This is a genomic window from Paraclostridium bifermentans (assembly GCF_964259345.1).
Lineage (GTDB): Bacteria > Bacillota > Clostridia > Peptostreptococcales > Peptostreptococcaceae > Paraclostridium > Paraclostridium bifermentans_B.
Genome location: NZ_CAXVJR010000002.1, coordinates 23,986 through 43,616 on the forward strand (window position 1 = coordinate 23,986; position 19,631 = coordinate 43,616).

At 28.7% G+C, this 19,631-nt stretch carries 18 protein-coding genes and 1 riboswitch; of the genes, 16 read left to right on the forward strand and 2 right to left on the reverse strand.

The window, feature by feature from the left end:
* The first annotated feature begins 2 nt into the window (after positions 1–2).
* The 13 genes from ACEXNK_RS04225 (at position 3) to ACEXNK_RS04285 (ending at position 12,100) form a co-directional block, all read left to right on the forward strand.
* Positions 3–578, forward strand: a complete 576-nt coding sequence (locus ACEXNK_RS04225) for a flagellar hook assembly protein FlgD (protein WP_373600036.1) — start codon at positions 3–5, stop codon at positions 576–578.
* A 41-nt stretch (positions 579–619) separates the two neighbouring features.
* Positions 620–1,489, forward strand: coding sequence for a flagellar hook-basal body protein (locus ACEXNK_RS04230; RefSeq protein ID WP_373600037.1), 870 nt, complete (start codon positions 620–622; stop codon positions 1,487–1,489).
* 14 nt (positions 1,490–1,503) lie between these two features.
* On the forward strand, positions 1,504–2,316 hold the full coding sequence (locus tag ACEXNK_RS04235; RefSeq protein ID WP_373600038.1) for a motility protein A: 813 nt from the start codon (positions 1,504–1,506) through the stop codon (positions 2,314–2,316).
* The gene (locus tag ACEXNK_RS04240; RefSeq protein WP_373600039.1) at positions 2,306–3,031 is read left to right on the forward strand and encodes an OmpA family protein; all 726 of its coding nucleotides are present in this window, start codon (positions 2,306–2,308) and stop codon (positions 3,029–3,031) included. Before ACEXNK_RS04235 ends, ACEXNK_RS04240 begins: the two co-directional genes overlap by 11 nt.
* A 27-nt stretch (positions 3,032–3,058) precedes the next feature.
* Complete coding sequence (locus ACEXNK_RS04245; RefSeq protein ID WP_373601557.1) at positions 3,059–3,478, forward strand: flagellar biosynthetic protein FliO; 420 nt, start codon at positions 3,059–3,061, stop codon at positions 3,476–3,478.
* Positions 3,462–4,127 carry a flagellar type III secretion system pore protein FliP gene (gene fliP, locus ACEXNK_RS04250; protein WP_373600041.1) on the forward strand — a complete coding sequence of 222 codons (666 nt, stop codon included), beginning with the start codon at positions 3,462–3,464 and terminating at the stop codon, positions 4,125–4,127. The genes ACEXNK_RS04245 and fliP overlap by 17 nt, the downstream gene beginning before the upstream one ends.
* An 18-nt stretch (positions 4,128–4,145) precedes the next feature.
* Entirely contained in the window at positions 4,146–4,415 is a 270-nt protein-coding gene (gene fliQ / locus ACEXNK_RS04255) for a flagellar biosynthesis protein FliQ (RefSeq protein WP_373600042.1), read from the forward strand.
* 7 nt (positions 4,416–4,422) lie between these two features.
* Positions 4,423–6,252: a fused FliR family export protein/FlhB family type III secretion system protein gene (locus ACEXNK_RS04260; protein ID WP_373600043.1), complete on the forward strand. Its 1,830-nt coding sequence runs from the start codon at positions 4,423–4,425 to the stop codon at positions 6,250–6,252.
* A 14-nt stretch (positions 6,253–6,266) separates the two neighbouring features.
* Entirely contained in the window at positions 6,267–8,330 is a 2,064-nt protein-coding gene (gene flhA / locus ACEXNK_RS04265; protein ID WP_373600044.1) for a flagellar biosynthesis protein FlhA, read from the forward strand.
* Positions 8,331–8,349: 19 nt separating this feature from the next.
* Complete coding sequence (locus ACEXNK_RS04270; protein WP_373600045.1) at positions 8,350–9,054, forward strand: sigma-70 family RNA polymerase sigma factor; 705 nt, start codon at positions 8,350–8,352, stop codon at positions 9,052–9,054.
* Between the two features lie 8 nt (positions 9,055–9,062).
* Positions 9,063–9,836: a flagellar hook-basal body complex protein gene (locus ACEXNK_RS04275; RefSeq protein WP_373600046.1), complete on the forward strand. Its 774-nt coding sequence runs from the start codon at positions 9,063–9,065 to the stop codon at positions 9,834–9,836.
* 8 nt (positions 9,837–9,844) lie between these two features.
* A complete protein-coding gene (locus tag ACEXNK_RS04280; protein WP_373600047.1) occupies positions 9,845–10,600 on the forward strand; it encodes a flagellar hook-basal body complex protein in 756 nt (251 codons plus the stop codon).
* A gap of 384 nt (positions 10,601–10,984) precedes the next feature.
* Complete coding sequence (locus tag ACEXNK_RS04285) at positions 10,985–12,100, forward strand: hypothetical protein (RefSeq protein WP_373600048.1); 1,116 nt, start codon at positions 10,985–10,987, stop codon at positions 12,098–12,100.
* Positions 12,101–12,286: 186 nt separating this feature from the next.
* On the opposite strand, the gene ACEXNK_RS04290 is transcribed toward ACEXNK_RS04285, so the two are convergent.
* Together ACEXNK_RS04290 and ACEXNK_RS04295 are read right to left on the reverse strand one after the other, a co-directional pair.
* Complete coding sequence (locus ACEXNK_RS04290) at positions 12,287–13,954, reverse strand: ABC transporter substrate-binding protein (protein WP_373600049.1); 1,668 nt, start codon at positions 13,952–13,954, stop codon at positions 12,287–12,289.
* 377 nt (positions 13,955–14,331) lie between these two features.
* Positions 14,332–14,481 (reverse strand): hypothetical protein, encoded by a 150-nt coding sequence (locus tag ACEXNK_RS04295; protein WP_373600050.1) that lies wholly within the window; start codon positions 14,479–14,481, stop codon positions 14,332–14,334.
* 418 nt (positions 14,482–14,899) lie between these two features.
* Here ACEXNK_RS04295 and ACEXNK_RS04300 point away from each other — a divergent pair, with 418 nt between their 5' ends.
* The 3 genes from ACEXNK_RS04300 (at position 14,900) to ACEXNK_RS04310 (ending at position 19,349) form a co-directional block, all read left to right on the forward strand.
* Positions 14,900–16,360: an amino acid permease gene (locus ACEXNK_RS04300; RefSeq protein WP_373600051.1), complete on the forward strand. Its 1,461-nt coding sequence runs from the start codon at positions 14,900–14,902 to the stop codon at positions 16,358–16,360.
* A 464-nt stretch (positions 16,361–16,824) separates the two neighbouring features.
* On the forward strand, positions 16,825–17,772 hold the full coding sequence (locus ACEXNK_RS04305) for an SH3 domain-containing protein (RefSeq protein ID WP_373600052.1): 948 nt from the start codon (positions 16,825–16,827) through the stop codon (positions 17,770–17,772).
* 320 nt (positions 17,773–18,092) lie between these two features.
* Complete coding sequence (locus ACEXNK_RS04310; RefSeq protein WP_373600053.1) at positions 18,093–19,349, forward strand: dicarboxylate/amino acid:cation symporter; 1,257 nt, start codon at positions 18,093–18,095, stop codon at positions 19,347–19,349.
* Between the two features lie 99 nt (positions 19,350–19,448).
* Positions 19,449–19,548: riboswitch (TPP riboswitch) on the forward strand.
* Positions 19,549–19,631: the final 83 nt, after the last annotated feature.

Below are 19,631 nucleotides of genomic sequence, written 5' to 3' on the forward strand. Positions count from 1 at the left end.
ATATGAATAATTTTATGAACGTAACTAAACAAAGTGTAAAAGAAATGAATTTACAAACAAAGTCTACAAAATCTTCAGGGAAAACTGAAAATGGAACAGATATAATAATGCCAGGAGAAGAAACTGATAAAGATTTATTTTTAAAGCTTTTGGTGGCACAAATGCAAAATCAAGACCCATTAAACCCACAAGATCCAACTCAATATGTAACTCAATTAGCTCAATTTAATACATTAGAGCAAATGCAAAACCTTAATGATGGAATGAGTTATCTTTTAGGTATGACAAATGGAGTTTTAGTAAACTCAGCTCTTAGCACAGCCTCTTCATTAATAGGAAAAAAAGTAGAGGTATATGCACCAAAAGAAGATGAAGAAATAGATTCTACTGAACCAGAGAGTGTAGATGATATAGATTCAGAAAATGTAGATGACGATGAGCCTAAAACTTTAACTGGAGTAGTTGAAGGAGTAAAAATAGAAGATGGAATTGTCTACATGGAAATTAGAATAGATGAAACAGGAGAGTTAAAATCCATAGAATATGGATCCTTAATAAAGGCAAGTGAAAATAAGTAGGAATTAATACAAAAATTACAAGGAAAAAAGGAGTATAAACCATGTTAAAATCAATGTATTCAGGAATTAGTGGAATGAAGGCAAATCAAACTAAGATGGACGTAGTAGGTAACAATGTTGCCAATGTAGGGACTACAGCCTATAAAAAATCTGGAGCAAGATTTAGTGATGCGCTATACCAAAATATGATATATGCAAGTCAGCCTGGAAATGGAATAGGTGGTGTTAACCCAGGGCAAGTTGGTATTGGAACTAAAGTTACAGGAATATTTAAAAATATGACTCAAGGGGCTATACAACCAACAGGTAGACCAACTGATTTAGCGATAGATGGAGATGGATTTTTCAAAGTTCAATTATCAGAAGGAAATTATGCATATACAAGAGATGGATCATTTAGTTTAGATAATGATGGAAACTTAGTAACAGCTGAGGGGTATTATGTTTTAGGAAAAGATGATAAGCCTATAAAAATACCAAAAGCAGTAGATGAAAATGGAAATGACGTTCCTGTAGGATCAAAAGATTCAAAAAGAGTACTATCTTTTAACTTTTCAAAAGAAGGAAAAATATCATACTTATTAGAAGATGGATCAAAAATGCCAATATTAAATGAGGATGGAAGTGTACAAAAAGGAACTCAACAAATATTAAATATAGCAGTATTTAGAAACCCAGAAGGATTAGAGGCATTAGGTGGAAATCTTTACAAATCTTCTGCAAACTCAGGAGATCCTATAGAAACTGAAGTTATGGGTAAAATAAATCAAGGTGCAATAGAGATGTCAAATGTAGACTTATCAGAAGAATTTACAGAAATGATAGTAACAACTAGAGCATTCCAAGCAGCTAGTAAAGTCATAACAACAAGTGATGAGTTATTACAGGAGATAATAAATTTAAAAAGATAGTCTAGGAGGTTAGTATGAAAAAAATTGATATATTAACTCCTATTGGGTTTGTTTTTGTTGTAGGGGCTGTACTATTTGGGATAATGCAAGGAAGTACAGGTATAGGGGCCTTTATAGACCCCGCCTCTATAGCAATAACAGTAGGAGGATCACTTGCAGCTGTATGTATAACATTTCCTATGGAAGATATATTAGCAGGTCTAAAAGTGACAAAAGAATTATTTAAAGTTGTAAATATTAATAAAGTAGATTTAGTTGACCAATTCAAAGAGTTATCTAGAAAAGTAAGAAAAGATGGACCGCTTGCAGTTGAACAAGAGGTATCAGAAATTGAAGATGACTTCTTAAGAAAAGGACTAGAACTTGCGATAGATGGAATTGATATAGAAGAAATACAAGAGATATTAGAAATAGAAATGACTGAACTAGAAAATAACTATAGTAAAGGATCTAAGATGTATAAGGTTTGGTCAGCATATTCACCCGCATTTGGTATGGTAGGTACATTAATAGGATTAATCCAAATGCTATCAGACATGGGAACGCCAGATGCTATAGCCAGTGGTATGGCAGCAGCTCTTATAACAACTTTCTATGGGGCGTTAATGGCCAATGGGGTATTAACTCCTATGGGAATTAACTTAGAGATAAAAGGTGAAAAAGAGTTAGAGAAAATGGAAATGATGATGTGTGGGATTGTAAGTATGCAAAAAGGTGAAAGTAGCAGGGTAATAGAGGAAAAATTAGTTAATTTCTTATCTTCTAAAGAGAAGAAAAGTTACTATAGCAGAGAAGGTATAGAAGGAGATAAAGCACATGCCGCGTAAGAGAAGAAAAAGTAAAGATGATGATATAGGTGGTTCTTGGATGGACACCTATGCTGATACTATAACTCTACTTCTTACGTTCTTTATATTACTATACTCTATATCAGCAGTGGATAGTCAAAAACTAAAACAACTATCAAAAGCTTTACAAGAATCTTTAGGAGGTAGTACTGCTGTAACTGAATTAAAAAACCTTGATGAGTTAAAAGTTGATGCAGGTGAGGGGAATGAAACTAAAGAAGATCTAGTAAAAAAGGTAAATGAAGCTATAAAAGGCAATAGCCTAGAAGAGGTTATTAAAGTTAGAGAAGAAGAAAGAGGCGTAATATTACAGTTAGACGAAACTATATTGTTTGACTCAGGGAAAGCCGATTTAAAAGAAAGTAGTATAAAAGCCCTTGATACTATAACAACATTAGTAAATAGTATGGAGAATGATATTTTAGTAGAAGGACATACAGATAATGTTCCTATACATAATTCGCAGTTTGCTTCAAACTGGGAATTATCAACAGAAAGAGCAGTAAGTGTTGTAAGATATTTTGTTGGGGAAAAAGGTGTAGCTCCAACTAGATTTTCAGTAAAAGGGTATGGAGAATTTAAACCTTTAGTAGATAACTCAACACCAGAAAATAGAGCTATAAACAGAAGAGTAGATGTTTTAATAGTAGATCAAAAAGATGAGCAACAAGCAAAAAAAACAAATGATGAATAAACTCAAAAGGAGCAAAGTTAATTTATTATGATGGATGAGACATTAAGATATTTAGTTAATTTAAGTACATTTATCATACTAATGTTTTTAATAATACTAGTAGCATATAAATTAAATGGTACTAATTTAAAAGGTGCCGGGATTTATAGATATGCAAAAGTAATAGAAAAGGTAAATATTAATCGAGATATTTACCTTGTTATTTTAAAAACAGGAGAAGATGGATGTGTCTTATTAGTATCACCCAATAACTTAGAAAAAATAAAAGAGCTAAGCAAAGAAGAGATAGAAGATATAGAGACTAAGAAAAAGAGTAATAAATTTAAGTTCAACAAGTCTAACTTTATGAAAGTTAAGTTTAATAAAATTAACTTTCATAAAGATGTATATAATACAATGGATTTAATAAACAAACTAAAGGAGAAAAAAGATGGAGACATTAAGTAATCTAACACCATATGTAAGTGAATATACTCCTTTAATGAAGATGTTTGTAGTTTTAACAATGCTAATGTTTTTAAGTGCTATGGTATTTATGATGACAAGCTTTGTAAGAATTATAATTACATTTTCGTTTATAAAGTCAGCACTAGGAGCGCAACAGTCTATACCAAATCAAGTGTTAGTTGGATTAGCATTGTGTTTAACTATGTTTATTATGGCTCCTACAGTGAAACAAATAAATGAACAAGCTATAAAACCATATATGGAACATGAGATTAAATTTGAAGAAGCAATAGAAAAAGCTGAACAACCTGTTAGAAAGTTCCTTTTAAAGCAAACTAGACAAGAAGATATAAAGCTATTTGTTGAAAATTCTGATGTAGACCAAAAGGAATTAACAAGAAACAATGTACCACTTTATATACTGATTCCGGCCTTTGCTATTAGTGAATTAAAAACAGCTTTTCAAATTGGTTTTTTAATATATTTACCATTTTTATTAATAGACCTAGTAGTATCAAGTGTACTTATGTCGATGGGAATGTTTATGCTTCCACCTGTTATGATTTCATTACCGTTTAAACTATTACTATTTATAATGGTAGACGGATGGAATTTATTAATTAAATCTTTATTATTAAGTTTTCAATAATTAAGGAGAGTACTCATTATGAATGAAAGTATAGTAGTTAGTATAGTAAAAGAAACTTTGTACACAGCCATGCTAGTAGGAGGTCCAATATTAATATTATCTTTATTAGTTGGTTTATTAGTAAGTATATTTCAAGCAACCACTCAGATTCAGGAACAAACATTAAGCTTTATACCTAAATTAATAGTTGTTGCATTGACTTTGGTCGTTGGTGGGTCTTGGATGTTAAATGAGGTAGTGCAATTTACTAATAAAATTATGAGTATGATAGCTGGTATAAAAGGTTAGTTTTAAATTGATATTTGTATTCATTAGATTAATTGCATTTTTTTCATGCATAAATTTAATATTTCCAAGTGGGACACCAAAAGTATTTAAAGTTACTTTTTCATTATTTATATCAGCAATAATATCTTTTACTATAAATATTAATGTAGATGTTACTACAATGTATGACTTAATTTATATAGCGGTAATGGAGACTGTAACAGGATTAGTTTTAGGATATATAACTAGTATATGTATAAATAGCTTGAAAATAGCAGGTAGCTTGATAGATCAACAATTAGGATTATCTATGATAAACATCTATGATCCAAATAGCCAAGACAACACAACTTTAATTGAAAATATCATTTATTGGGTTGGAATAATGGTATTTTTCACTATTAATGGACATCACAAACTAATAACAGGTATAAGTAAAAGTTTTGAACTTATAAAAATAGGAGATTCCATATTACAAAATAATTATAGTTACATAGTAAATGTATTTGTACAATGTTTTGTAATAGGGTTTAAAATTGCAGTACCAATAGTATTAGCTCTTATAATAACAGATTTTATAATGGGGTTAATATCAAGAAGTGTCCCTCAGTTAAATGTAATGATTATAGGCATGCCTTTAAAAATTATAGTGGGGATAATGTTCTTTGTAATATCACTGCCATTTATATTAAATGAGATGCACAACTTATTAATTAATATGACTGATATTTTAGATGGTACCTTTTTAAGTCATAGTTCGTATTTTACTGCTATGGCACCATTAGGAGCAATATTATCTACAGATGATAAAACGGAAGAACCTTCATCTAAGAAAATAAAAGATGCAAGAAAAAGTGGAAATGTAGCTAAAAGTAAAGAAGTTGTAACAACAGTAACTTTATTGGGAGTACTGATGATAATTTATGCTATGTCAGATTTTATAATTTCAGAACTTAAAAACTATATAGTAAAGTTTTTAAATGTTGGGGTTACTAGGGATTTTTCTATAGCCATGGTAAGACAGTTATTAATGACGACACTAGCTGGATTTATGAAATTAATAATACCTATTGGTATGGTAATAATAGTATTTTCAGCGATAGGAAACCTAATGCAGAGTGGATTTATGATGACTGGAGATCCATTAAAACCTAAACTATCAAAATTGAATCCTTTAAGTGGATTTAAGAATATGTTCTCGAAAAAAGCATTAGGAAATTTAGTCAAAAGTATAATTATAGTATCGGTTTTATTAAAGATAGGGTATTCATTTATGGAGAAAAACTTCATGGGAATACTTAAAACAGGAGATATATATTTACCATATTTAATGGAGACTATTATCACACTTCTTAAGGATTTAATACAAAATATACTATTAGCTTTATTAGTGGTTTCCGTATTAGATTTTGCTTATCAAAAATATGTATACAAAAAAGATTTAAAAATGACTAAGCAAGAAGTAAAAGAAGAGCATAAACAAATGGAAGGTAATCCAGAAATAAAAGGTAAGATAAAGCAAAAACAAAGAGAAATGGCATCAAGAAGGATGATGGAGGCTGTACCTTCAGCTAGTGTAATTGTAACAAATCCCACTCATATATCTATAGCTATAAAATATGAAAAAGGAACAGATCAAGCGCCTATGGTAGTTGCAAAAGGAGCAGATTTAGTAGCCTTTAAGATAAGGGAAATAGCAAAAGAACATGATATACCTATAATAGAAAATAAGCCTTTAGCAAGACTTATATATAAAGAGGTAGAGATTGAACAAGAGATACCAGAAAAAATGTATCAAGAAGTAGCAGAGGTATTAGTAGCGGTTTATAAAATAAAAAATAGATATAAAAAAATGTAAAAAAGAGGTTTTAAATGGAAAAATTGAAGCTTAAAAAAAGAGCTGATATATTAGTTGGATTTGGGATAATTGGAATTATACTTATGATAATAATTCCACTACCACCTTTTTTATTAGACATAATGTTAGCTGTTAACATAGGATTTTCTGTGCTGATATTACTTATGACTATTTTTTCAACTAGTATATTAGAATTATCGATATTTCCTACAATACTCTTAGTAACTACTTTATTTAGACTAGGACTTAATATATCATCGACAAGACTTATATTAGGAGAAGGATATGCAGGGAATGTAATAGAGTCTTTTGGTAGTTTCGTTGTTAGAGGAAATTATATAGTAGGAATAATTATATTTTTAATTATAGTAATAATACAGTTTGTTGTTATAACAAATGGTTCAAGTAGAGTATCAGAGGTATCTGCAAGATTTACTCTAGATGCTATGCCAGGTAAACAGATGAGTATAGATGCAGATTTAAATGCTGGCATGATAGATGAAAAAACAGCGAGAAAAAGAAGAAAAGATCTTCAACAAGAAGCTGAATTTTATGGATCTATGGATGGGGCATCGAAATTCGTAAAAGGAGATGCAATAGCAGGTATTATAATAACTACTATAAATATACTAGCAGGAATAGTTATAGGAGTTGTAATGCTTGATATGGATCTTATGGAATCTATACAAACATATACAAGACTTACTATAGGAGATGGATTAGTAAGTCAGATACCAGCACTTATTATATCAACTTCAGCAGGTATATTAGTTACTAAAGTTAACAGTGATGAGAACTTTAGTACTCAGCTTGGGAAACAATTAGTATCAATTCCAAAAGCTATTTTAATGACAGGAATAGTACTATTTTTACTAGGATTTTTACCTGGTCTTCCTAAATTATCGTTTTTCACTTTAGGAGGAGGGGCTATATTTGTAGGATATACGCTAGGTAAAGAAGAAAAAGAAAAAGAACGAGCACAAGAAGCTTTACATGAAATTGAAGAACCACCTACTCCAGAAGAGAGTTTAGAAAATGCAGAGGATGTTTCTACTTTAATAAATGTAGAACCTATTGAGGTTGAGATAGGATATGGAATAATTCCTTTAGCAGATGAAAGTAACGGTGGTGACTTATTACAAAGAATAGTATCTGTAAGAAGACAGTGTGCAATAGATATGGGGATAATTGTACATCCAATAAGAATAAGAGATAATTTACAGTTAAATCCAAATCAATACACTATAAAAATAAAGGGTATACCGGTTACCACATATGAGCTTATGCCTAATATGCTTTTATGTATGAATCCTATGGGAATGGATGCAGATATGGAAGGTATATCAACGAAGGAACCAACATTCGGACTAGATGCTTTATGGATAGAAAAGGATAAAGCAGAAGAAGCTGAATTATATGGATTTACGGTTGTAGATCCAACAACGATATTAGTAACGCACTTATTAGAAACGATAAAAGCAAAATCTCATGAACTTATGGGTAGACAAGAAGTTAAAGCCATAATTGATGCGACAAGAGAAAGATATAGTGCGGTAGTAGATGAATTAATACCAGATTTAATGACATTAGGAGAGGTACAAAAGATATTCCAAAATTTACTAAAAGAAAAGGTATCGATAAAAGACAGAGTAACTATATTAGAAACTTTAGCAGATAATGCAAGAAATACTAAAGATTTAGAGCTACTTACCGAATATGTAAGAATGGCGATGAGTAGAAGTATATGCTTTGAATTGATAGATGAAAACAATTCAATTACAGTAGCAACACTATCTGCAGAAGTAGAAAACTTAGTAGCTAATAGTTTACAAAGGTCTGTAAATGGAACATATCCAGCTATAGATCCAGATACCACTAATAGATTATTTAAAGGAATACAAAATACTATAGAATCTATAAACTTTAACAATAATAGACCTATATTATTAGTTTCTCCAAAAATAAGAGCACCATTTAGGAGATTAGTAGAGATGGTCTTTCCTAACTTAACAATATTGTCATTAAATGAAATACCTAGTGATGTACAAATTAAATCTCAAGGTGTAGTTAATATATAATGATTGGAGAGTTATAGTTATGATCAATAAAGAGGAGCTTATAAATGAAAATATGCCTATTGTTAAAAGTATTGCGTCTAAATATTATACAAATAAGATAGGTATGGAGTATGAAGATTTAGTTAGTTATGGAGTGATGGGACTTTTAGATGCAAGTGATAAGTTTGATGAAGGTAAAGGTGTTAAATTCTCAACATATGCATCTATAAGAATAACATCATATATAATAGATGAAATAAGAAAGCAATCAACTATATCTAGAGGATGCTTAAGTAAAGTAAAATCTTATAAAAATTGTGTAGAACATTTACAACATAAATATCTTAGACAACCGACATTAGATGAAATATCAAACTATATGGATATATCTAAAAAAGAAGTTCATAACATAAAAAAAAGCACTCTTAATTTAACTACAAGTTCTCTTGACAATGTAGTTTTAGATGCTGAAAATGATTTAAAACTTATTGATACAATAAAAGATAATTCTATAAATATAGAAGAGTCTGTTCAAAGAGAAGAATTGATACAAACTATGACTAAAGCTCTAGATATGTTAAAAGAAAGAGATAAATTAGTATTATCATTATATTATTATGAAGAATTAACATTAAAAGAAATTGGAGAAGTATTGGGAGTTTCTGAGTCTAGGGTATCACAATTAAATAAAAAAGCTATTTCAAACTTAAGAGGTATGATGAAAAAATTAAATTACCTAGATTAGGAGGCAATATGATAAGAGGACTATATACATCAGTATCAGCAATGTTAAATCTTCAAGAAAGACAAAGTGTTTTAACTAACAATATGGCTAATATAAAAACTAATGGATACAAAGAAGATACGCTAGTATCTAAAAGCTTTGATGAAATGACCTTAGTAAATCATGATAACTATGTAAATGGAGTTCCTAAAAAACAAGTCTTAGGAGACATAAGTTTAGGAACGAGAATAGATGAAGTAAATACAAACTTTAAACAAGGAACTTTTATATCAACTGAAAATAATTCAGATTTTGCTATAAATGGAAATGGATTTTTTGAAGTTAAGGATTACAATGAAAATACCTACTATTCTAGAGATGGATCATTTAAGGTTAACTCACAAGGATATTTGGTAACAAATGCAGGTCATAATGTTATGGGTATAAATAATGCTACAGGAGCTTTAGAACCTATAAATGTTGGAAATGGAAAAATAAATATAACTCCAGCTAATGATATATATATAGATGGAGTAAATAAATATAAATTTAGCATTAAGGATTTCAATGATTATAAGAGCTTAAAAAAGGCTGGAGATAACTTATATTCTGGAGATAACCCGATAAATGCAAATAACTATTATATAAAACAAGGATATGTTGAAGGTTCAAACGTAGATTATATAAGCACTATGGCTGAGACTATGGAAACTATAAAAGAGTTTGAAGCTAATCAAAAAATTATACAAACAATAGATTCTACATTAAAACAAATTGCTAATGAAATAGGAAGCGTAAGGTAGGTAGAAAAATGTACAATATAATGCATAATAGTAAATCTGGAATGTTAGCAAGTCAATCTAACATAGATGTTATATCTAATAATATAACTAATGCACAAACTGTAGGATATAAAAAATTAGAAATAAGTTTTTTAGATCTATATAGAGAAACATTGGATAGAAGATCATATCCAAACAATGATAAAGATGCAACAACAGGAACTGGCTCTAGAGTATCTCAAACAACTAGAAATTTTAATCAAGGAGCTATAAAAGAAACTCAAATAAATAGCAATTTAGCTATAGATGGAGAAGGACTTTTTAGAGTTAAAAGACCTGATGGAAGTTATGCATATACAAGAAATGGAGAGTTTAACATAGATGCATCTGGAAAATTAGTCGATGACAAAGGAAATGTATTGGATATACAGATGACTAATGGAAATATGGGGAATGTTAACTTAAAAAATGGAGATTTAAGCATAAATAAAAAAGGTGAAGTATACTTAGATAAAAATAAAATAGGTGAAGTCAACTTATATAGATCTAAAGGAGATGCAGACTTTATATCTATAGGTGATAATTTATATACAGCTAAAGAGAATTTGGTAGAGGTAGTGGATAATTCAAATATATTACAGGGATATGTAGAAATGTCAAATGTAAGTATGCAATCTGAAATGACAGATTTGATAATGGCACAAAGAGCATTTCAATACAATAGTAAAGGAATACAAGCTGTAGATGAGATGTGGTCAATAGCAAATAACCTTCAAAGTAGATAACAAATATAAGAATATAACATTTTTTATGTTGTATTCTTAATTGTATATTTTAATAATATATTAACAAACTGATTTGGATTAGTTGAAAATGGGTATGAAAATGAATGTAAATAATGCTTATATCATAGAAAAGTTAAGCATCTATTCTAGAAATTTTATCACGAACTTTAGATATATGTCTTAAGGCTAAGTTAGATTTAAGACATGTAAAGATGACTTTTAAAAGATATATTTGATTTATATAAATTCACTGGCTTTATTAAATTTTAATTATAATTTATAATAGAAGTAATATAATAAGAAGATTAACTTGAAGTTTATAAAGGAAATTAGTGAATATTAATGAATAAATCAAAGTTCATTTGCGAAGGGTGAAAATTATATATGATAAAAATACTAAAAAGTAAATATAGTAGTAGTGGAGAACGATGTGTAGATGCCTGCTTAAATTATGGAGAATTAAGATTTGTAAATGAGGATGGAACTCCTGTAAGTATAGAAATTCCTATGGATAAATACGAGGAAGCTATAGCAGATTTTGAAGATCGAATAAAAGAAGGTATGACACAATCCACACTAGAACCAAAAAAGATATTAAAAAGAGGAAGTTTTACATATAATCAAGCTAAAATTATAGCTAATGAAGGGAAAGTAAAAGGGGTAGACTTTTTTGAAATAGATGGAAGTGTAGAAACTGAACACATTTTAGGTATGTCAGGATGTATAGAATATGCACTTTCTATTTGGAATGGAGATTCCAAAGAAGAGGCATTAATAAAGTCTATTATAAGAAGTATAAAGATTTATGGAGAAGAGTTTATTGAAAGTTTAAACTTAGATAGCACTGTAGATAAAGATGCATATATTAGGTTTGCAAAGAATTTACACTTTACAAGTGGATCATTTGATATAGAACTATATAAGCATAGAAACTATGCTATAGATGAAGAGTTTTACTTAGAAGATAAAAAAAACTATCAAAAGATAAATAATGTTAAGTTATCACTAGGAATAATTGGTGGATCACTAGCATTTCTTTTAGTTTCATTAATTACTAATTATGGTAAGCTGATAGACAACATGAACTTATATATTATTATAAATATAATATGTATAATAATAGGAGCAGTTACATTTTCTAGAGGATCTAAACTTCTGATAAACAAGTATATAAAAGATAGTAATAAAGAAGTTATGGAAATGTTTAATGAAGAAGTTGAAAGAGTATCTACTGATAATTTACTTACACAAAAAGAAATTTATATAATATTAAAAAACATAACTAAGGGAGAATTCTCTAAGCTACTATTAGATATGAAAGGTAGTGTAAATAAAAAGATTTCAAGTGTTAATATAGTTAATAAAGAAAGTAAATTTATATTAGATGCAAGAAGATTTGTAATATTACCAAGTGAATTTGAAATAAAACAAGGTTTATCTATTCTTATAAATGGATACAAAGAAAAACTATCTACTGACTACAATATTGACAATGTATAAACTAAGCTTAAATAATAAAAATAAAAAAGGAGTTAATTCTTAGCTATTCCGATCAACTAAGAAACTCCTTTTTTATTTTTTATAAATAAAAATTTATTTGGCAAGAGAAAATTTTTATTTAAGGCAAGCTATCTCTATATATATACACAATAATTAGATTTCTAAACATAAATTTAAAAAATTATATTATTTTTTAGCACCTTTGTTATTAAGCATCAAGAAGTATATCTCTGCTTTTTCTGTAGTCATGAACTCTTTAGAGTCTTTATACTTATCTACCATTTCAGATGTTAATCCAACCACATCTATCTCCCCAGTTTCATATAGGTTTACAGCAGAGTTAGAATCTTTAACAACTTTAAGATTAACTTTATCTAATTTTACAGTATTTTTATCCCAATAATTTTCATTTTTACTTAATACACAAAGGTCATCCATCTTCCAAGTTGTCATAGCAAAAGGTCCGTTATAAACAGTGTTTTCAGCAGTAGTACCGTTTTTGTCAGCTTGTGCTTCTACGAAATTTTGATTTTGTGGGAAAAATACACAGAATGACATAAGTTGATCAAAATAGTTAACGCGTCTATTTAATTTAACTTCTAAAGTATTATCATCTAAAGCTTTAACTCCAACACCATCTGCATTGTCAACTTTACCATTATTGTAATCACTAGCGCCTACTATATCATACATAACGTATCCGTATTGAGATGCTGTTTCAGGATTTAAAGTTCTTTTCCAAGAATATTCAAAGTCATGTGCTGTTACAGGATCTCCATTAGACCACTTAGCATCATTTCTTATTTTAAATGTCCAAGTCTTACCATCTTCGGATTGTTCCCAACTTTCAGCCATAGCAGGAGTTGCTACACCTTCAGCATCAACTCTAGTAAGACCTTCCATAGTATTTGTTAACATATAGAATGAATCCATGTCCGAAGCTTTACTTACATCTAATGTAGGTATATCTCCGCCTAGTGTTAAATTTAATTCTTTTACATCTTTATCAACATCTGCCCACTTATATGAAGCAGGAGAACCATAAGTATATCTAACTACATCTTTAACATAATCTTTTTGAAGTAGAGAACTACCAACTTGATAAAGAGGAGCTATTTGAGCACCATCTAAGAATAATTTTTCTGCTTCTCCAAACTTTTTAAAACTTTCTTCTGGAGTTTGCGCAGCTTTTGCTTCATCTATTAATTTATCATAGTCAGGATTAGAGTAAGCTAATCTTTGACCATACATTCCTTGTGTTGTAAATAGTTCTAAGAATGTTAATGGATCAGGATAGTCTGCAGACCACCCGTTTAAATCTATATGATAGTCCCCCTTAGTACCAAGTTCAAGTTTTTGTTTTAGAGGTTGTTGCTTTATTTCTACATTTAATCCTTCTAGATTTGAATTAAGCTCTGATTGTATAAACTCAGCTGTTTTTCTTCCATACTCACCTTCATAAGTTAATAACTCAATTGTAACAGTATCAAAGTTGAGCTCTTCTTTAGCTTTATCCCAAGCTTTTTTAGCTTCTTCATCGTTTGATTTATAACCCATATCTCCAACTATTTCTCTATAATCTTTTCCATCTTTTGTATAAGCTAGTTTGTCAGGTGTAACAAAAGATACGGATTTAGATCCATTGTTAAGTATTATATCTGCTATTTGGCTATTATCTATAGACATTACTATGGCTTTTCTTGCGTTTTCATTTGCAAGGACAGCGTAAGGATCTATAGATGAAGAAGAACCTGTACCCCCATTAGATGAATCAGTACTAGAACAACCTGAAAGAGATAATGCTCCAACTGATGATAAAGTGAATAGTAAAGCTAGTTTTTTTCTTAAAACCATATAAATTTCCTCCCAATAAATAAAAAATTATAAAAAATTAAGGATAAACTATAAAAATTGAATTTTATGATGATAAAAATAGGATTAGCCAATTTTATGATTAGATTATTAGTTTTAGTAATATAATAAATTGTTAAAAATATAATTTATTACATTAATAAAAAAATTTCACAATTAAATATATTTACTATGAGTATAACTATATTTCTGATAATTAGCAATTGAAAAAATAATATTTTTTTAATGAAAAATAAATTGATTAAAAATTTTCTGATTATTTTTTATATAAACAATAAAATGCTACTTAAAAATAATAAATATTAAGTAGCATTTTATGTAGAAAATATTTAAATTATAATATTAAATAAATATAAACTTTATTTAAATTGATTTGTGTATTTTTTGTTTTTCTCTTGCTTTGTAGAACAATCGTTTTTGAAAGCCGGGTCACATCCTTCTAATCTCTTTTTTGTTGTATTAGTTAGCTTAACATTACTATTACTTTTATAATTAGGTCTAGTACTCATAAGAAGACACCTCCATATAATTAAAAAAATTTTCTTATTCAATTATAGTATTTACTAAAGTAATTAAAGTATTTTGGAAATTATTTAGAGAATATGAAAAATATTAAAAAAATTTTTTTTTATTTAAAATAGTAATCTAATTATAAAAAGTGAAAGATAGGGGGATATATAGTTCAAAAAAATAAAATAGTAAGTAAAGAATTAAAGTATTGGTATTAGTTATTTTTTAACATAAAGTAAAAAATTACCAGAATGCGTCTATTATTCATTTTGAAGGGGGTATGAATGTATACAATTAATTAACAGAAGATTTGAAAAAATACATGTGAAAACGATTTGATTATTGATATTGACAAGGTACGATAAAAATATATAATAGAAAACGTAATCATACAAAATTTTCAGGAGGAAAACATCAATGTCTGATCAAAACAGGAATTTAACGTGGCAAAATATTGCACTAATGGGATTTGTCATGGTATGGGGATTTGGTAATGTTGTTAACAACTTTGCAAACCAAGGCCTAACAGTTGTATTTTCATGGATATTCATGATAGCATTATACTTTGTTCCGTATGCTTTAATGGTAGGGGAATTAGGTTCTGCATTTAAAGACTCTCAAGGAGGAGTTTCAGCTTGGATAAGATCAACAACAACTCCAATGCTTGCATTTATGGCAGGATGGACTTATTGGGTTGTTCATGTACCTTACTTAGCACAAAAACCACAATCTTTATTAATAGCACTTTCGTGGGCAATTAGTCCATCAGGAGAATTATCTACAGTATTAAAAGAATTAAATCCTTTAATACTACAATCTATGGTTTTAGCGGTATTTTTAATATTCTTATATGTATCAACAAAAGGAGTTAAAGTATTAAAAGTTATAGGTAACGTAGCAGGTATGTCAATGTTTGTTATGTCTCTATTATACATAGTATTAGGATTAGCAGCTCCTGCTATAACAGGACATGCTATTGCAACACCTGATATAACACCAAAATCATTTATACCTAAATTTGATTTTGCATATTTAACTACTTTATCTATGTTAGTGTTTGCAGTTGGAGGATGTGAAAAAATATCTCCTTATGTAAATAACACTAAAAATCCATCTAAAAACTTCCCTAAAGGAATGTTAGTTTTAGCAGGAATGGTTGCTATATGTGCTCTTTTAGGTTCGATAGCTATGGGTATGATGTTCAATGCTAACGCTATACCTGAAGACTTAATGATGAATGGCCAATATTATGCATTCCAATTATTAGGTGAATATTATGGATTAGGAAGTTTATTTGTTATAGTTTATGCATTAGCAAACACAGCAGCTCAATTATCTGCACTAGTGTTTTCTATAGATGCACCACTTAGAGTTTTATTAGGTGAAGCAGATGATAAATTTATACCTAAAGCATTATCTAAAACAAATAAAAATGGTGTATTAGTTAATGGATACATAATGACTGCAATATTAGTTTCTACATTAATAATAGTTCCTGCTTTAGGAATAGGAAACACAAATGAATTATTTAACTGGCTATTAAAACTAAACTCAGTTGTAATGCCAATGAGATACTTATGGGTATTCTTAGCTTATATGGGTCTTAAAAAGATGAGTAGCAAGTTTAAAACTGATTATAAGTTTATAAAAAGTGATAAATTAGGATTTATAGTAGGAGCTTGGTGTTTTGGATTTACAGCATTTGCATGTATAATGGGTATGTTCCCAACAGAAATACCAGCATTTAGTCCAGAATGGATATTTAGAGTATCTTTAAATGTTATAACACCATTAGTGCTAATGGGAATCGGATTAATACTTCCTGTTATAGCTAAGAAGACAAATACAAAAGAAGATATAGCTAATAAAGTTAGTTAAGTTATATAAAAATGAGTGAAGAAATCTTCACTCATTTTTTATTTATTAAATTTTATAAATATTGTTTATCGAATCAATTTTATTAATATCATTTACTAAGTCATAACTTAGAGATTTTATAAAACTTGAATTATATACATATCTTATATAAGTTTTTATAATAGTTTTTAAATTCATTTACATAAAATTATAGAATATATTTAGCAAAATCATACAATAAATAATTTCTTCATAAGTAATTAAATTTTTAATTTATAGATCATAAAAGTATTGATTATTAATTTGAAAATTGTAACTAAGTTGTAACTTTTAATGTGAAGTTTATGTGAATTTTGTTTACAAATTACAAAATATATATTAATATTAATAAAAAGTTACAAAATGGTTACAAAAGCTGAAACTAATTATCAAAGCAGATAAGTAAATTTTAAATATATAGTTTAATTAATTTGGAGGGATAAAATATGAGTATGAATAAAAGAGCAAAAAAATCATTAATATTAACATTAGGTTTAGTAATAGGGGGAATATATGCATCTACAAATGGTGTATACGCAGCTGAAAAAGAAATAGTTAAAGTTGATAAGTTAAATGTAAGAAAAGGGCCATCTGTAGAAAATGACAGAATAGGATCACTAGATAGAGGTATGGTAGTTGAAATAGTAGAAACTAATGATGGGTGGAATAAAGTTAAGTTATCTAATGGAGAAGAAGGTTGGATAAATGGAGATTATACAGAGAAAGAAAAGGGAGAAGTAACAGCAACTAAATTAAACGTAAGAAAAGGGCCATCTATAGAAAATGATAAAATAGGATCACTAGATAATAAAGCTGAGATAGAGATATTAGAAGAACAAGATGGATGGTATAAAATACAATTAGACGATAAAGATAAAGCTGAAGGTTGGGTAAGTGGAGATTATGTATTAACAGAATCTCAAGCTTTAGAGAAAGCTAAAGAAGCTGCTAATAAAAAAGTTGAAGCACCTAAGCAAGTAGAAAAAGCAGTTGCTGCTCCTGTTAAAGAAGAAAGCACTAAAGAAATTACTACTGAAGTAAAAGAAAGTAATAATACAAATAATAATGTAGTTGAGAAAGAAGAACCAGTTCAAGAAGAAACTAACACTTCTAACAATGGAAATAGTGGACGTTTAATGACTGTAAATGCTAGTGCATACTCAGGACATACAATAACAGCTACAGGAACTACTCCTAAATGGGGAACTATAGCAGTAGATCCTTCTGTAATACCTTATGGAACTAAAGTTTATATACCTAAGTTTGATATGGTATTTACTGCAGAAGATTGTGGAGGAGCTATAAAAGGAAATAAAATAGATATATTTATGAATAGTGAAGCTGATTGTATAAACTTTGGAAGACAAAACATAGAGATACAAATATTAGGATAAATACTATAATAATGAATAAAAGTACTACAAATATAATTATTTGTAGTACTTTTTTATTTATATTAAGAAAAATAATCGTTATACAAAGAATTTAATTATAGGAAAAATATGTAATAGTTTGATATTTAAGTTTTTTTTAGCAATATTGAAGAATTACTAAAGTAAAATAGAATAAATACAAATAAAATTAAAGTTAAAAATATAATAACTTAATTTAATTAACTAAAAATGAACATAAAATGTCGAAAACTTTAAAAAAATACACAAAACCTCGAAAATAGTATATAATATAAATATAACAAAGACACGGAGGTATAGACATGAAGAAGTTTGGACTAACTAGTAAAATTTTAATAGGGTTATTTTTAGGAATGGTATTTGGATTAATAATTAGTAAAATGCCATCAAGCTATATGAAAGATACATTAATATTAGATGGAGTTATAAATATTATAGGAAGCGGATTTACAAAAGCTATAAAAATGATGGTAGTACCACTAGTATTCGTATCTCTAGTATGCGGGGTATCTGCTATGGAAGATGTTAAGAAATTAGGAAGAATAGGATTTAAGACTATGGGATTCTATTTAATAACAACTGCAATTGCAATATGTACATCACTAGCGTTAGGAGTACTTTTAAAACCAGGTGCAGGATTAGATTTAGGATCAGTTGCAACTCAAACAACAACAATGTCTGAAAACCAATCATTAACAGATATTATTTTAAATATAATACCATCAAATCCAATAGAAGCATTTGCTAAAGGGGAGATGTTACAAATAATATTTTTTGCTATGCTTACAGGAATTTCAATGAGCTTAGTTGGAGATAAAGCAAAACCTGTTAAAAAAGTATTTGAAAGTGCAAATGAAATATGCATGAAAATGGTAGGTGTAATAATGTCATTTGCACCTTTTGGAGTATTTGCTCTTATAACAAATACATTTGCAACTGTTGGAACACAAGCTATAGGATCATTAATTAAATATATAGTAATAGTTTTATTAGGTATGCTAATACATGTAGCAGTAGTTTATGGAGGAGCTTTAAAAATATTTACTAAGTTTAGTTTAAGAGATTTTATAAAAAGATTTACAAAAGTAGCTGCTGTAACTTTCTCTACAGCTTCAAGTAATGCATCAGTACCAGTAAGTTTAGAACTAATGGAGGAGATGGGTGTAAGTAAGAGTATACGTTCATTTACTATTCCTATGGGAGCTACAATAAATATGGACGGAACAGCTATAATGCAAGGGGTAGCAGCATTATTTATAGCTCAAGTATATGGAGTACAATTAAGTATTAATGATATGATAACTATTGTATTAACAGCAACACTAGCTTCAGTGGGAACAGCGGGAGTTCCTGGAGTTGGTATGATAATGTTATCTATGGTTCTTCAATCAGTAGGACTTCCACTTGAGGGTATTGGTCTTATAATGGGAGTTGAAAGAATAATAGATATGTTTAGAACTACTGTAAATGTTATGGGAGATAATACTTGTACTTTAGTAGTTGCAAGTAGTGAAAAAGAGTTTGAAAAAGGATATGAACAAAAACTTGAAGTAGCTTAGATAAAAACACTGATAAAGTTAAATCTTTATCAGTGTTTTTTTAAGTAGGAATTTGTTGACATATATATATACTGAGTTATAATTAAACTGTAATATAAAATGAATAGCTAGGGGTGCCTAATGGCTGAGAAATGATTTTTCATTAACCCTCAAACCTGATCTGGATAATACCAGCGTAGGAAAGCATTACTAAATATACAAATGAAATTTATTTAATTAGTAAATCAAAAGCTATATTCCTACATACTAGGGATATAGCTTTTTTATATATAAACAACTAAA

What these genes read in the sequence shown, in the direction of transcription:
- ACEXNK_RS04225 (WP_373600036.1), top strand. Translation starts at nt 3, where the DNA reads ATGAATAATTTTATGAACGTAACTAAACAAAGTGTAAAAGAAATGAAT.
- ACEXNK_RS04230 (WP_373600037.1), top strand. Translation starts at nt 620, where the DNA reads ATGTTAAAATCAATGTATTCAGGAATTAGTGGAATGAAGGCAAATCAA.
- ACEXNK_RS04235 (WP_373600038.1), top strand. Translation starts at nt 1,504, where the DNA reads ATGAAAAAAATTGATATATTAACTCCTATTGGGTTTGTTTTTGTTGTA.
- ACEXNK_RS04240 (WP_373600039.1), top strand. Translation starts at nt 2,306, where the DNA reads ATGCCGCGTAAGAGAAGAAAAAGTAAAGATGATGATATAGGTGGTTCT.
- ACEXNK_RS04245 (WP_373601557.1), top strand. Translation starts at nt 3,059, where the DNA reads ATGATGGATGAGACATTAAGATATTTAGTTAATTTAAGTACATTTATC.
- fliP (WP_373600041.1), top strand. Translation starts at nt 3,462, where the DNA reads ATGGAGACATTAAGTAATCTAACACCATATGTAAGTGAATATACTCCT.
- fliQ (WP_373600042.1), top strand. Translation starts at nt 4,146, where the DNA reads ATGAATGAAAGTATAGTAGTTAGTATAGTAAAAGAAACTTTGTACACA.
- flhA (WP_373600044.1), top strand. Translation starts at nt 6,267, where the DNA reads ATGGAAAAATTGAAGCTTAAAAAAAGAGCTGATATATTAGTTGGATTT.
- ACEXNK_RS04270 (WP_373600045.1), top strand. Translation starts at nt 8,350, where the DNA reads ATGATCAATAAAGAGGAGCTTATAAATGAAAATATGCCTATTGTTAAA.
- ACEXNK_RS04275 (WP_373600046.1), top strand. Translation starts at nt 9,063, where the DNA reads ATGATAAGAGGACTATATACATCAGTATCAGCAATGTTAAATCTTCAA.
- ACEXNK_RS04280 (WP_373600047.1), top strand. Translation starts at nt 9,845, where the DNA reads ATGTACAATATAATGCATAATAGTAAATCTGGAATGTTAGCAAGTCAA.
- ACEXNK_RS04285 (WP_373600048.1), top strand. Translation starts at nt 10,985, where the DNA reads ATGATAAAAATACTAAAAAGTAAATATAGTAGTAGTGGAGAACGATGT.
- ACEXNK_RS04290 (WP_373600049.1), bottom strand. Translation starts at nt 13,954, where the DNA reads ATGGTTTTAAGAAAAAAACTAGCTTTACTATTCACTTTATCATCAGTT.
- ACEXNK_RS04295 (WP_373600050.1), bottom strand. Translation starts at nt 14,481, where the DNA reads ATGAGTACTAGACCTAATTATAAAAGTAATAGTAATGTTAAGCTAACT.
- ACEXNK_RS04300 (WP_373600051.1), top strand. Translation starts at nt 14,900, where the DNA reads ATGTCTGATCAAAACAGGAATTTAACGTGGCAAAATATTGCACTAATG.
- ACEXNK_RS04305 (WP_373600052.1), top strand. Translation starts at nt 16,825, where the DNA reads ATGAGTATGAATAAAAGAGCAAAAAAATCATTAATATTAACATTAGGT.
- ACEXNK_RS04310 (WP_373600053.1), top strand. Translation starts at nt 18,093, where the DNA reads ATGAAGAAGTTTGGACTAACTAGTAAAATTTTAATAGGGTTATTTTTA.